Annotated in this window: 17 protein-coding genes; 4 read left to right on the forward strand and 13 right to left on the reverse strand. The window is 46.5% G+C overall.

Annotated features, from left to right (window positions below; genetic code table 11):
• Positions 1 to 209: 209 nt before the first annotated feature.
• Positions 210 to 614 (reverse strand): YxeA family protein, encoded by a 405-nt coding sequence (locus AB3Y94_RS03400; protein ID WP_125683314.1) that lies wholly within the window; start codon positions 612 to 614, stop codon positions 210 to 212.
• A gap of 202 nt (positions 615 to 816) precedes the next feature.
• Here AB3Y94_RS03400 and AB3Y94_RS03405 point away from each other — a divergent pair, with 202 nt between their 5' ends.
• Positions 817 to 1,053, forward strand: a complete 237-nt coding sequence (locus AB3Y94_RS03405; RefSeq protein WP_125683312.1) for a hypothetical protein — start codon at positions 817 to 819, stop codon at positions 1,051 to 1,053.
• Positions 1,054 to 1,377: 324 nt separating this feature from the next.
• Entirely contained in the window at positions 1,378 to 2,124 is a 747-nt protein-coding gene (locus AB3Y94_RS03410; RefSeq protein WP_367295111.1) for a hypothetical protein, read from the forward strand.
• 112 nt (positions 2,125 to 2,236) lie between these two features.
• Here AB3Y94_RS03410 and AB3Y94_RS03415 read toward each other — a convergent pair whose 3' ends face one another.
• Positions 2,237 to 3,844 carry an ATP-binding protein gene (locus tag AB3Y94_RS03415; protein WP_367295112.1) on the reverse strand — a complete coding sequence of 536 codons (1,608 nt, stop codon included), beginning with the start codon at positions 3,842 to 3,844 and terminating at the stop codon, positions 2,237 to 2,239.
• Positions 3,845 to 3,867: 23 nt separating this feature from the next.
• Entirely contained in the window at positions 3,868 to 4,554 is a 687-nt protein-coding gene (locus tag AB3Y94_RS03420; RefSeq protein ID WP_125683306.1) for a response regulator transcription factor, read from the reverse strand.
• 417 nt (positions 4,555 to 4,971) lie between these two features.
• Here AB3Y94_RS03420 and adhP point away from each other — a divergent pair, with 417 nt between their 5' ends.
• The gene (adhP, locus tag AB3Y94_RS03425; RefSeq protein WP_125683304.1) at positions 4,972 to 5,988 is read left to right on the forward strand and encodes an alcohol dehydrogenase AdhP; all 1,017 of its coding nucleotides are present in this window, start codon (positions 4,972 to 4,974) and stop codon (positions 5,986 to 5,988) included.
• 43 nt (positions 5,989 to 6,031) lie between these two features.
• On the opposite strand, the gene AB3Y94_RS03430 is transcribed toward adhP, so the two are convergent.
• Positions 6,032 to 6,703 (reverse strand): matrixin family metalloprotease, encoded by a 672-nt coding sequence (locus AB3Y94_RS03430; protein WP_125683302.1) that lies wholly within the window; start codon positions 6,701 to 6,703, stop codon positions 6,032 to 6,034.
• Between the two features lie 192 nt (positions 6,704 to 6,895).
• Positions 6,896 to 7,714, reverse strand: a complete 819-nt coding sequence (locus AB3Y94_RS03435) for a Cof-type HAD-IIB family hydrolase (protein ID WP_125683300.1) — start codon at positions 7,712 to 7,714, stop codon at positions 6,896 to 6,898.
• A gap of 206 nt (positions 7,715 to 7,920) precedes the next feature.
• Here AB3Y94_RS03435 and AB3Y94_RS03440 point away from each other — a divergent pair, with 206 nt between their 5' ends.
• Complete coding sequence (locus AB3Y94_RS03440; protein WP_125683298.1) at positions 7,921 to 8,700, forward strand: hypothetical protein; 780 nt, start codon at positions 7,921 to 7,923, stop codon at positions 8,698 to 8,700.
• A 343-nt stretch (positions 8,701 to 9,043) separates the two neighbouring features.
• Here AB3Y94_RS03440 and rpmF read toward each other — a convergent pair whose 3' ends face one another.
• The 8 genes from rpmF to yhbY all read right to left on the reverse strand — a co-directional run bounded on the left by rpmF (position 9,044) and on the right by yhbY (position 13,750).
• Positions 9,044 to 9,232, reverse strand: a complete 189-nt coding sequence (gene rpmF, locus AB3Y94_RS03445; RefSeq protein WP_048731903.1) for a 50S ribosomal protein L32 — start codon at positions 9,230 to 9,232, stop codon at positions 9,044 to 9,046.
• A gap of 66 nt (positions 9,233 to 9,298) precedes the next feature.
• Entirely contained in the window at positions 9,299 to 9,850 is a 552-nt protein-coding gene (locus AB3Y94_RS03450) for a DUF177 domain-containing protein (protein ID WP_125683296.1), read from the reverse strand.
• A gap of 52 nt (positions 9,851 to 9,902) precedes the next feature.
• Positions 9,903 to 11,069 (reverse strand): nucleotidyltransferase, encoded by a 1,167-nt coding sequence (locus AB3Y94_RS03455; RefSeq protein ID WP_125683294.1) that lies wholly within the window; start codon positions 11,067 to 11,069, stop codon positions 9,903 to 9,905.
• Position 11,070: 1 nt separating this feature from the next.
• Entirely contained in the window at positions 11,071 to 11,814 is a 744-nt protein-coding gene (locus AB3Y94_RS03460; RefSeq protein WP_125683292.1) for a class I SAM-dependent methyltransferase, read from the reverse strand.
• The gene (gene rsfS, locus AB3Y94_RS03465; protein WP_125683290.1) at positions 11,811 to 12,167 is read right to left on the reverse strand and encodes a ribosome silencing factor; all 357 of its coding nucleotides are present in this window, start codon (positions 12,165 to 12,167) and stop codon (positions 11,811 to 11,813) included. The genes AB3Y94_RS03460 and rsfS overlap by 4 nt, the downstream gene beginning before the upstream one ends.
• A 13-nt stretch (positions 12,168 to 12,180) precedes the next feature.
• A complete protein-coding gene (yqeK, locus tag AB3Y94_RS03470; protein ID WP_125683288.1) occupies positions 12,181 to 12,789 on the reverse strand; it encodes a bis(5'-nucleosyl)-tetraphosphatase (symmetrical) YqeK in 609 nt (202 codons plus the stop codon).
• Positions 12,779 to 13,411, reverse strand: coding sequence for a nicotinate-nucleotide adenylyltransferase (locus AB3Y94_RS03475; RefSeq protein WP_125683286.1), 633 nt, complete (start codon positions 13,409 to 13,411; stop codon positions 12,779 to 12,781). Before AB3Y94_RS03475 ends, yqeK begins: the two co-directional genes overlap by 11 nt.
• 15 nt (positions 13,412 to 13,426) lie before the next feature.
• Complete coding sequence (yhbY, locus tag AB3Y94_RS03480; protein WP_125683284.1) at positions 13,427 to 13,750, reverse strand: ribosome assembly RNA-binding protein YhbY; 324 nt, start codon at positions 13,748 to 13,750, stop codon at positions 13,427 to 13,429.
• Position 13,751 lies beyond the last annotated feature (1 nt).

Here is a 13,751-nt window from a genome sequence, read left to right on the forward strand (position 1 = left end):
TGATTGCCTATTACAAGAGGCTTACTTTCACCCTTCAGCTATCCATCTAGACCTCTTCTGGAAATTCAGATAGTTGTCAATCAATTGCTACCCTAGCGTAATCGTCACAAGTCATGTCAACACTTGACCATATTACAAAACGCTCCGATGTTGTTAGATACAGAAAGTGTAAATTAGGTATTTAGTCACCCCATCTAAGGGGAACTTGCTTACGACATCATCAAATTCTGCCGAACTCCGCTGGGGACTGACTCTTTTTTCGCTTCAGACCAAGACTCCACATTTTGTCCCTTTGTTTCAATTTTCAAAAAGCGCTGTGGTTTCAACCGCCACTGAGAATCAAAGGTCAACGTCCGCGATTTTCCTTGCTGATTGTAAGTTACCAGCTGGTACGTATATTCCTTCTCACCACCCCCACCAATAAACTGGCGTACCGGCTTAGCAGATGTCGACGCATAAACCGTTTCATTCTTCACTAACGGGTTCACATTATCGATAGCCATTGCCAATTCCGAATGTCTATTTTTGGTCAAGGCTGGCAATAAAATTGCGCCTACCCCAGCAACGGCCGCGAGTCCAATGATAAATAAACCAAATTTCCCCCAAATTTTCATAATATCCTCCTGCATTGGTTAATTACTATAGTAATTAAGTAGTTACCACAGAATAGCGAAATTTATAGAGGCTGTCAACCCCGCTTTTGAAAAAATCCTACTGCAATTCAGGTTTAAATATGGGGGTCTTCGGAACCGTGGTTAGGAAATGAAGATAGCCGGAGTTAATCTTAGCATAGTTCCGTTTTAGGAAACGTTAGTTTTGGAACAACCTGATGTTATTGGTATTGATGTCTCAATGGGAAAAGCAGTTGGGCTATCTACCACCAAAAGAAGCATCTTTATAATTTCACCTTTGCCCATACGATTACCGGTTTTAAAGCCTTGCAATCTAACGACTAATCCAGTTGTTTATTTTGAATCTACTGTTATTTACCCAAGACCGTTTGAGACTTTCTTTAAAAATAATCGTTTAAACGACGTTGAAAGGAAAGTGTGAAATCAAGTTCCCTACCGAAAAAACAATCCACCTTAAAAGTGGTGAGAAGACCGCTATCTTGGATATGAATCCTAGAATTTTACCGCCTAATCCCTTGATATAGCCTATTTTACGGAACTGAACGGCCTGTCTTAGCCATCGAGCATTGTTTTAATCCATCTCCAATTCATGGTAGACTCAAGTAAGAGGAGTGAATGCTATGAAATTAAGAAATGGACTAGGTATTGTTTTGGCGTAACACTTGGCATTGCATTATGTCTCATATCTTCCCCATCGGCTCAAGCTGCAACAAAGTACACAGTAGTTTCAGAGAAGTGGTACAACGTGCCAGCAACTTCTTATCGGGCAAAGCACCCCAATAAACGGGTTGCTCTTTGGAATAAGAAGCACACTAAACGATACGGATATTTGACCGATCGTCCCAACACGACGTTCACACTTAATTCAATTGCGGTTCTTAAACATGGAAATACAAAAGCCGTCTATTATTATGTCGATGCTGGTGGCACCAAAAAGCATCCTAAAGGAACGCTTGGCTATGTTTGGCGTGGATATTTGACCAAAGGATTAGCAATGGATCGGCTCAAAAGCCGTTATGTTCGACTAGCAAAGTTTTCTAACAACGCAGACTATGCCAATTACATTAAATACTCTAAATCACAAAAAATTACTAAGGCTTTAGTCAAAGCATTACCAAATATGAAGTTAAACTTAGATTTAACTAATATTGCTGCTTATAAATTCGCGGAAACCATGTCCGATGAAGATTCGTCTCTTCCCGATGTTAAATTTAGCTCTCTAAAGACCAAAAACTATAAGCATATTACATATTTCCCTAAGGTTACTGCCTATTTAAAGCAGAGCAATAATGTCGCAACTGCTACCCGAGTTAAGAAAGTTAAGCGTATTCTAGCAAAAGACTACGGATTAACAACTGCAAAGCTAAAACGTTTGAAGAACTATCAAATTGGGCTAAATATTGCCGAAAATACAACTGGCAATAAGGCTAAAGATAATACTCCTCTTACCGTTAAGTTCTATGCTTTTGCTATTGCCCAGAGAGTGAAGTAATTACCCAATGGTTATAGCCAGAGAATAATTAATTCATCAAAAAATGGGAGATGGACCCGTATGGCCTATCTCCCATTTTTAATTATATTAATTTTCTAGCAACTAACGAAGGCTAAAGATCTGATTTAGATGAATCGTCTGACGGTTTAGGCGAATCCACCGGTGCATCCTCCAATAATTGTGACTGGATACCCGGAATATCATTGGCTGCTTGAATCTGCTCCTTCTTCGCATTTAAGACCTGGGCATCTGCATCCGACAAAATCGGTAGCGAGATCCGGAAAACGGAGCCGTGACCCAAGGCACTTTCGATGGTGATTCGGCCATGGTAAGCCTCAATCAACCGTTTGGCGATCGATAGTCCCAAGCCATTGCCCCCCTTGGTTCGAGAACGAGCCTTATCCACCCGGTAGAAACGGTTGAAGACTCGGTCGCGGTTCTCCTGAGAGATACCTTCCCCGAAGTCTTGAACGGCAATTTCGAGGTTTCGACGATCACTTTCGTACGTCAGATGAACCTCTTTACGTTTTTGAGAATACTTGACCGCATTATCTAACAAAATAATCAGAATCTGTTCCAAGTGATTCCGGTAGATCTGCGCCTGTAAGGTGTGACGGACATCGTCATCTAAGATGAAGACGTAGTCCGGATGGATCATCTTGAAGTTGTCAAAGACTTGTAGAACCACTTCACTGACATCAGTGACTTCGTTCGGGTAATTGACCTCAATCTGTTCCGCCCGCTGGAGATCCAACATTTCTTGAACCAGACTCTGCATCCGTTTCGTTTCCTGTAAGGAAGCTTTGATGGACTCATCCAGCACCTCTGGGTCGTCCTTGCCCCACCGATTAAGCATCTCCATGTGTCCTTGAATAATGGCCACTGGCGTTCTTAACTCATGGGAAACGTCCTCCACAAATTGCTGTTGCTGGTCCATATAGCGCTGGGTCGTGTCTAACATGTCGTTAAACAGTGCTCCCAGGTCGCTCAGCTCATCTTGATGGTGCATCTCGGGTACACGGACATCCGTCTGCGGATCCTCCCTAACGGCATGAATAGCATCCCTAATGGCCTCGACCGGTCGTAACAGGAAGGTTGCCAAGCTATAGCTCAGAACCGCCGCTGCTAACGCTGCCATCAACCCGAGCACAATTTCAACCTGCAACAGGGTCACTTGAGTGCTGTGATAATCCCGGAGATTATCAGTGACCTGCACGTAACCCAGCAGGAGATTTCCCTGCTTAGCCTTGATAGGCATGCGGCCCACCAAGTGTTTACGGTGGTTAATCGTCTGAGTCACAATTCGCTGACTGCGGGTTTGTTTGAAAGCTGTTTTACTTTGGCCCGTGGCAAACAGTTCCCTGCCCTGTGCATCGAAAACAGTTACCGTTTGACTATCACGCGCTAAACTCGTAATTACAGCATTATTATAAGAAGCACCCGGTTGTTTGGTCGTTCCGAGCACTGCTCGTGGCCGCAACTGGCGGTTCACCCCCGCACTAGTCAACGGTGTTTGCTGGCTATTCAACCGTTCAACCACTACGTTCATTGAATCCGCAACATGGGTCTTTTCCTGCCGCATCAATACCGTCATAAAGCTGTTAAAAATAAGAAAAACGATGACCCCAAAAATGACTAATACGCCAAAAACGGTGGACAGCGCCCATTCCCACTTCAGTGAAAAACGGAAGCCCTTAGATTTCTTTGGCTCATCATTCAAAGATTCATCGACTTGTGGCGATCTCACGAACGCATCACGTACCCTGTACCCCGGACAGTCTGGATATAACTCTTCTGACCGGCGACATCAATTTTGTTCCGAAGGTAACGCACGTATACGTCCACCACGTTAGTTTCAACTTCGGATTCGTAACCCCAAACCTTCGTCAGTAACACATCTCTGGCCAACACCACATTGATGTTTTCCATTAAGGCTAACAGTAACTCATATTCCCGCTTCGTCAGGTTAATCACTTCATCACCACGACGAACGATTCGGTTTTCTTTTTCAATCGTCAGGTCCTTGAACTTAACCGTCGTCTGCTTGGTGTTCTTCTGTTCACCTTCCAGATGAATCCGCCGAAGAAGTGCCCGCACCCGGGCCAATAATTCTTCAATAGCAAATGGCTTAACAATGTAGTCATCCGCACCATGATCCAAGCCGGAAACTCGGTCGATCACTGAATCACGGGCTGTCATCATAATGATTGGCGTGCTTTTTTCTTCACGAACCCGCCGGGCGACTTCAATCCCATTTAATTCTGGCAACATCAAATCAAGTAAAATAACGTCGAAATCCTGTGATAATGCTGCTTCTAGCCCCGTCCGGCCATTGAATTGCACGTTGGTTTCATACCCTTCGTGTTTGAGTTCCAATTCCACGAAACGGGCAAGGTTTTTTTCATCTTCAATAATTAAAATTCGACTCATTGCGCTTTAACTCCTCTAGGATAATTAACCGCGCTCGCCCTTCAAGTGTCCCAACGAATGAGCGAACGTCCGATATTCATTCAACATTTAATTTTATCATATTTTCTCATAATTGTATGCGAAAACCCCTGCGCCGTTCACAGAAAACTTGTGAATTTAATCATCTATAGACTTTTTTAACCTTTTCTGAAAACGTGCAACCGATTGTCCCGAAAATTTATTGTTGCCTATGAAAGCTCGCTAGTTTCACTATTCACATCCGTTTATTGAGCAAACTAATCAGGCCAAGTCAGTGCTACTGCGAATGGTTTAAATACTTTCACAAAAAAAGATGGTATATGTTAAAAAATTCACTTGAAACTATTTGGACTTGCTGTATACTGAGCATGTAGACAAAAAAGAAAAGGGGATTTTTTCATGAAAGCTGCTGTTATTCGCGATTCAGTCGACGGTTACGTTGATATTAAAGATGTTACTTTACGTCCCATTACCCATGGTGAAGCCTTAGTTAAGATGGAGTATTGTGGTCTTTGCCACACCGACTTGCACGTTGCCGCTGGTGACTTTGGCAAGCAACCAGGCCGGATCATTGGCCATGAAGGTGTTGGTAAAGTTATCCAAGTTGCCGACGATGTTGATAATTTGAAGATTGGTGACCGGGTTTCCGTTGCTTGGTTCTTCAAGGGCTGTGGCCACTGTGAATACTGCTTAACCGGTCGTGAAACTCTTTGCCGTAACGTTCAAAACTCCGGTTTTACCGTTGATGGTGCCATGGCTGAAGAATGCATCGTTGATGCTAACTACGCCGTTAAGGTCCCAGAAGGCTTGGACCCAGTAGAAGCAACTTCCCTGACTTGTGCCGGTGTTACGATGTACAAAGCTTTGAAGACTGGTGAAACGAAGCCAGGCCAATGGGTTGAAGTTGTTGGTGCCGGTGGTTTAGGTAACCTGGCTATCCAATACGCACACAATGTCTTCGGTGCTCACGTTGTTGCCGTTGATGGTAACCCTGACAAGTTAGCTGCTGCTAAGAAAGACGGTGCCGAAATCCTGATCAACCGTCATGATGACAACGTTGCTGAACAAATTCAGGAAAAAGTTGGTGGTGTTGATAACGCCCAAGTTACGGCCGTTACGAAAGACGCCTTCACCCAATCCGTTAACGCTTTGAAGCCAGATGGCAAGTTAGTTGCCGTTGCTTTACCACAAGGTGATATGGAATTGAACATTGCTAAGACCGTTCTGGATGGTATCTCAGTTCGTGGTTCCTTAGTTGGTACCCGTCAAGACTTAGCTGAAGCTTTCCAATTCGGTGCTGAAGGTAAGGTTCACCCTATCGTTAAGACACGTCGTTTGGACGAAGTTAACGACATCATTGACGAAATGAAGAGCAACTCAATCGTTGGTCGGATGGTCGTTGATTTCACGAAGTAATCTCCTCTAAAAACATCAAAAGTAGCGTTTCCCGTGAGGAACGCTACTTTTTTTGTCCTTTTTTCGGATACAGATACTGCAGAGCTAGGAGATCCCCCGTCGACAATCGTAGATGTCCCTGATCAATCGCATACATTACCGATCCTCGGTTCTGACTGTGATCTAGCCCCAGCACATGTCCAATCTCATGAATAGCCACGGACTCCTGGAGACCCCTGTCAGGATAGTGTGCATTCAATCCCGCGCGACCGCGATTAACCGTTAGCAGATTGATACCACTAATCGTTTGAATCTCTGGACCACCCTTTCCCAACTCCAAGTACCCCGGTTGGTTTGATAGATCCTTGTGATACGTATATAAGCTTATGCCATTTTGCCCGAGTCCCGGTCGGCCTGCTACCAAATTAACGATGCCCGTAGCGTTGTAGACGGCAATTGCCCGTTCAAATAGCGCCTGAGTCTTTGGGGGCGTCCGCGGTTCGAAATGATAATAATAGGTCGGCTTAAGCTGCCCGGGTTTAACAATTTTCTCAACGGGCGTCGCTCCGGCAGTCTCCTTGCGCCCAACCAATGGCAACTTAATGCCTAGCCGGCTTGCCGCTTTAGCGACCGTCACCTGGGAAGAACGCACGACCTGCGGCAAATCATGCCGCACATACAACACACTCAGACCACTCACGACCAGTAAGATTAGCACTAACCAACGTTTCCGCATTCAGATTCTCCTTATTCACTCGGTAACTGAACTAACTTAAGCCAGTGTACCCAGGAAACTAGCAGAAACCAAGTAAAATTCAAATTTCTTTCACTTAACGATGACCATCCATCGGAATTTGACAATTCGATGATTTCCTCCATTAAATTTATAATTATAACAATCGCCACCGGCTAGTATTCGCTCGGCGAGCTAAGCAAGCTTGGCAATCACCTGTTGAATAGTTTTCAAGACCCCATCCTCTTGATTCGACCATTCGGAAATCAGGTTACCAGTACGCTGAATTTCTACAGGCGCATTCTTCATGGCCACACCCTGACCAGCAAACTGTAACAATGGTACATCATTCGCACCATCACCAAACGCCATGATCTCTTCAGCCTGAATGTGCCAGTGCCGGGCCAACCACTGAACCGCTGGAAGCTTACCTACGTTAGTCGTCACCAGGTCAACGACCCCATAGCCGCTATCATGCGCGACCAATCGACCAGCTAATGCTGTATTTAGCGACTGGACCAATTGTGCCGCCTGCCCTGGTAGCACCGAGACACTAATTTTCTTGATCTTATCCGTCACGGCCTGCAAACTCGTGACCTGGTGGAGATTGTCGTAGAACTTTTCCGCAGCGTCAATCAGTTGCTGCGGCACCCCAATTTCCGTGTATGAACCCTTGGCCCCCGTCAGAATGATGTAGGCCCCTTTGAGACACGGTAAAAAACGATCAGTTTCAACAAACGTCTGCAACTGACTGGCCGTCAAGCTACCATCAAAGACCAACTGGTTGTCGTGGTAGATCGACGCTCCATTCTCAGCGATGATACCCAACTCTGGTGTGAGTACGTCAGCAAATAACTCCCGGAGATGGGCAAATTGGTTGCCAGAAGACAGAACCAATTTTACATTGTGCTTCGTTAATTCTGCTAAAGTTTCCGTGAACATCGCCTGGTTAAAGCTCTGGTCATCGTGCAACAGCGTTCCATTCAAGTCCGTTGCAATAAGTTTAATTGCCACAATCTCACTCCTCAATTTTCTTCGTGTGGTTCATTATACGCGAAATGTCAGGTCGGTCCCAAGTTCTTTTACGAAAAAATTCCCACAAATAAGTCGCAGACAGTCAAATTTCACCATCGCTGCAACCATTTTTGCTTCCAACTCCTGAGTTGCACCTCAATTTGCTACACTGGCAGTGCACGTCCAACTTCAAGGAGGAGAATATTGTGAAAAAGTTAGGCTGGTTCCTACTAGCGCTTACTGGGCCATTACTTGGACTGTCCGTCACCGCCCAGGCTAAACCCACCACTAAGCCCCAATACACCTGGGTCAGTTCTAAGAAGGTTCGCCCTTACCCGACCTATTTCAAGCTCGGGCAACCGAAACCCATGTGGAATCGGGCACATACCAAAAAAATTCATAATCTACAGAATTATCCCAGAACCACTTGGATCGTCCAACGCAAGGTTATCCTACAATCACCATCAAAGGGCCGCGATACCTACTATGAGGTCCGTAGCGCCAACAAAAGGGTTCACGGTTACGTGTGGCACGGCAATCTCAGTAAAGGGCTGAATCCCAACCGTGTCACCGCTGGTACATTGGCTGGTCCCCCCGGATATGCCGTGGACAAACGACTAATCGACGCGCACCTTAATCAACAGCTCACCAGCCTCTTTCCTGGCACCGTAGCCGATAAAAAACTCCAGGTATCAGCTAATCTGTTGATTCCGTCACTGACCATGAGTGACGGCGTGATGAACTGTTTGGTTTATTACTTTGGAGAGGCCTCTGAAGACATTTTATCATTTTCAGCCAACACTAAAATTGCCAAATCTACGAACTTTCTAACAGCGCAACGACGCCAATTAGGTCGTGCACTCAACCAAGCCGGTCTGACTTTCAATAGTTTTAACCGTTATCGAATCGGTGCCTACGCTTATCCGAAGAACCACGCTAAGTATGGTGAATCAGTCATCTATCTACTGGCACCAGCCGCCCGGTAACCTTGCCAGATCCATTCGATGATTATAACAACAATATTAGCAAGTAAATTAAGTGCCCTAGTGTTCCGTTGCCAAGTAAGCTATCCATAAAATATGTTACAGGTCATCCTTAAAAGGGCTGCGCAAACAACGCCTTTAGAAACAGACCTTCGTTCGTGGCTTCAAACCAAAGGTAAAGCCGCCTTTTGCTTGACACTTTGATCTCCGGTGTACATGATAGTAATATTGATACTTGCCAATGCTGGACGAAAGCAGCTGACTTACCCTTCATAGTTACGATTTGAATCCACAAAAAAACTCCCAGAAGCCGCGGACTTCATGGGAGTTTTTTAAACTAATAAAATTAGTTGTTTGCGTTCTTAACCGCAACGACCTGACGGCCATCGTAGAAACCACAACTTGGGCAAACCATGTGTGACTTACGTAATTCACCACAGTTAGGGCAAGCAGTTAAATTAGGCATAGTCAACTTGATGTGACCACGACGCATAGCCTTTTTCGTCTTAGACGTTTTCCGCTTAGGTACAGCCAAAGAAAACACCTCCTTCAAATAAAATTATATCCACTAGTGAAAAAATTTTAAGGCTTACAAAGAGGATTATTGATCATCCTGATCAGGGAAGAAATCCTTTAACTTTGCAAGACGTGGATCAACTGATTGATTTTCCTTCTCAACCTTTTCAAGGTCCTCTTCCGCGACAACTTCCCAGTCTTGACCAGTCGGCATCTCGGCACCTTGTTGTTCGGCCTTTGAAAGAATGTGCATCGGAATCTGTAAAAGAATGTTATCCCCGATAGCCTTATCAAAATCGATTTGGTCATCCTTAACTACCATCACAACGTCGGTTTTTTCAAACCGTTGGGTTGCGGCGGGGTCGGAAACATAAAATTCCGTCATCTTGAAATCTACAGGCAAGTCCACCGGCGTTAATGACCGGCTGGATGGAACCGTTAAGTCCGCCTGAACCTGCGCATCGACAACGACGTCACCATCCACGACAGAAGCAATACCCTTCACGTGGACGGGGCTTAAATCAAGCACATCGTCGCCATAGCGTTCCATTAAGTCCGCCTTTAAATCAAGTGTTTCTTCAAAAGAAAGCGGCTCGTTTCGGTAATTCTTGCGGAGCTCGGTCAACGACCATTTCATCGCAATCCCTCCAATGCAACGAGATAAATTATACCTGTCAAAAAATGTGATGTCAAGGTAATTTCCTTGATAGTCTGTCTGAATCCGCTATTTTTACGGGAATTCGGCCATAATCTTGTGGAATTCCCGTTAGCATGGTTCGTAGCGTGCCCAGCCGGTCATCAAATTCACCCGGTCCCTTTTGCCAATCACGGTCAGCTCGACTGATCAACGGCAAAGTGACCTGCTTCTTAATTTGATGTAGGTAGGACCGGCCTGCTGCCGAATACCCTAACACCCGCAAATACGTCGGTTCTGGATTCATTTCGGCCGGCCGTGCCTGAACTAATAGGTACGCCGCTTGCCGCTGCAAGCGCGTGTAAGTGTAGCGTTTGGTCTTCACTGTGTGCATGAATGCTTCGAAACTATCACTGGTCAACGCCGCCCGTTTCAAGCGGTACTCGACCCCCTCTGTAATCTGGTAATTGCGCCGCAAATCAGCCACGTGCCCGCTAAGCAGCAAGTAGCGTAAAGCTGGCCAATAGTGCTCCCAGGTCACCAACGGGCCCTGCTGAACCAATGCCAGTGTCCGGGGGGGCACCACAGATTGGACCTCTGCCCAATCCTGATGCAACACTGCTCGCCTAACTGCCGTAGCACTCGCATACGCGCCATCTGTGGCAATCTTGGTATCGGCATGCTGACTACCCTTTCGTGCCAGAGGAAGCAATTCTAGGGGGTCTCCTAGTCGCTGGTTCGCCAAGGCGTAGAAGAATCCTAGAATATCATTCCCTAGATTCAAAGTAATCCCCGTTTGTTCCCGGAGATACCCCTGAAACAGGGACGCATAGGTCTGGTCAAATTGCTTAAAGGTCGTCGGATCATCTGGTAAGTGGGCCATCAGCCGCCGGTAATCCATATTCGGATGTTCCGTCCCAAAGGCTAACCAGTGACACTGCATTGCCGTTAGCAAGGCGACGCCACCCTGTGCAAACAGGTGAGCAGGCTGTAACGCCGCGGCCCCCGGTAATTCAATCACCAGATCAACACCACCAGCCACCGCTGCTTCCGCTCGCTGCCACTTGTCCAGTAGGGCGGGTTCGCCCCGCTGGACCCAGTTACCGCTCATTGCCGCAACAACCACGTCAGCACCCGTCTGGCGTTTGGCCGTGGCTACCTGATAGGCGTGCCCATTATGAAATGGATTATATTCCGCAATGATTCCCACAGCCTGTAGCATTCTATGCCTCCCGTGTGACCTCGAAGAACCACCGGGTGGTATCTGCGGCCACTTCATGTTCACCAAAATCAGCACTGACTCGTTGTAACGTTAACCCTGCATCCGCTAAGGCCGTCTGATAATCCGCTAGCTCATAGGTCCGCTCATGGTGCAGTTCCGTCACCTTACGATACTGTCCAGTCTCTTGGTCCAGCGTAAAGAAAGCCAGTTCATGTTCGGCAGCGTGATCCTCGTCTTCAATCCCGTAACTGGTCCAGACAAAGGCCCGCGTGTCATCGACGTAGTTGTACATGTATCCTGGGTACACGTCGTCCGTTTGATGTGGCGTAATCACATCAAATAAAAACTTTCCACCAACGGCCAGGTGACCATGAACCTCGCGAAAGGCCTTAGTCACGGCTGGTAAGTCGGGCAAATAGCAAAATGAGTCCGCAAAACATGTAATCGTTTGATACGTCTCAATTTCACTCAAGTCTAACATGTTCCCCGCCATCAACGGCATGGTCACATTGGCCTCTTCCGCGTGTTCAGCAGCAAGGGCCAGCATTTCCTCTGAGAGGTCCAGGCCACTTACATCATAGCCTTGTTCAGCCAATAAGACGCCTAAGCGGCCACTTCCACACGCGAGATCTAATACACTCCCACTCTGCGGCTGCACACGCTTAGCGACAAAATCCAGCCACTGATCATACATGGCTGGATCGAAAAGTTCGTCGTAAAGCTCAGCAAAGGATTGATAAATCATGCTTCAACCCATTCGCCCAGATCCATGGTTGGCGCATCGGACCAAAGCTTTTCCAAGTTGTAATGGCTCCGTTGATCCTTCTGGAAGACGTGAACAACCACGTCACCCAAGTCAATCAGGATCCAGCTAGCGGCATCCTTACCTTCAACGTCACGAACCTCAACGTTGTTAGCAGCCATTTGGTCCGTAATTTCATCTGCAATGGCTTGGACTTGCCGCGTCGAATTTGCTTCCATGATTAAAAAGTAATCGGCTAACAAGCTAACTTTGGTCATATCTAAGGCAGTTAATTCCTCTGCCCGTTTGTTCTCTGCGGCTTTAACCGCAATTTCTAAAATTTGTTTACTTTCCATGCCTTTTCTCCTCTCAAACGTTTGGATATTGGGGTACCCACGCATTGTAGGTATCTAGAGATTTTGGATAAATTGGTTGATTATTGTCAATCAGGTAAGCCAGTGTATGTTTGGCCTGATAAGCCACACCCATGGCCAATTCTTTGTCCGTTAACCGTCGCGCATCATCAACACCGGGAAAATCCCGGGCCGGCTCAATAAAGTCCGCCATGTAGACGACTTGCTCCAGTGGCGACATGTACGCCGCACCAGTGGTATGGTGTCGAACGGCATTGAGAATGTCTTCGTCATAAATACCCAGCTCATGCTTAATCAGCTCAGCACCAACCACGCCATGCCAGATTGCGTTCCCGTAGTTCAATAATTCCGGCGCAAGCTGATAGTCTTTGATTGCCTGAATAAAGTCTTCAGCTGGTCGTTGCTTAGCGTAATCGTGCGTCAAACCTGCGATACTAGCTTTTTCCAGATCAACACCATTCGCTTTTGCCAATCGCAGCGCCGTTTGTTCCACACGTTGGACGTGCTTAAAACGCTTGGGTTTCAACTGTTTTTCAATTTTTGCTAATAGTTCATCCCGAGTCCCAGGAAAAATGTTTGCGTGATAGGTCAATTCAGTCACGATATAAGAGATGCTCCTTTATATAGAGATCAACCATGGTCGGCACTAAATAACGGACCGACTGGCCGCGCCGAACCTGATCCCGAACCATTGTGGAACTAATACCAATTTGTGGCACGTCCACCCATAGTACCGGATACGGTGATTGATGCGAAAATCCTTGGCGACAGACACCTACAAATTGAACTAATTTTAGGAGTTCATCAATGCGATACCACTTGGGCAAGTAAGCCACCATGTCGCCACCAATAATAAAGTAATATTGGTTCTCCGGATGAGCCCGCGTCAGCTGAAACATTGTGTCATAGGTATAACTACGTCCCCCCCGTTCAACTTCCGTTAACTCTAAATCAAACCGAGGATTGTCCGCAATTGCACCCCTAACCATGGCCACGCGGTCCTTCGCAGGAATCGTCAATTTGCGGTCAACGTGAGGCGGCTCAGCATCCGGCATGAAAAGGACCCGATCCAGCCCCAATTGGGTAGCAACCTGGTCAGCAATGACTAGATGTCCCAGATGCGGCGGATTAAACGTTCCTCCCAAAATTCCGATGCGCCGTTTCTTAGCGGTCGCTGTCATTTCAGTCACGACCTGCGTACTCGTTCGCTCTTGAATTTTTACCACGACTGCAAGACCTCCCTACATGTTTTCCACGATTGGTGAAATCTTTTGATTTTCTTGGTCCGTCGCAACCCGGTACAAGACTAGCACCCGGCCGATTGTTTGAACCACTTGAATGTCCGTATTATCTTCAATAAATGCTTTTGTCTCATCAACGGAGACTTCTGCACTCTGCTGTAAATTAACCTTGATCAGTTCCCGGTTTTCCAAGGCACCAGTCAATTGATCCAGCCAAGCACTCGTTAAACCATTTTTCCCAATAGAAAATAATGGTCGCATATTGTGGGCATGGGCCCGTAAGTAACGCTTCTGTTTCCCTCGTAACAAGTTGTCGTCCTCCATT

This window comes from Levilactobacillus yonginensis, assembly GCF_964065165.1.
Classification (GTDB): Bacteria; Bacillota; Bacilli; order Lactobacillales; family Lactobacillaceae; genus Levilactobacillus; species Levilactobacillus yonginensis_A.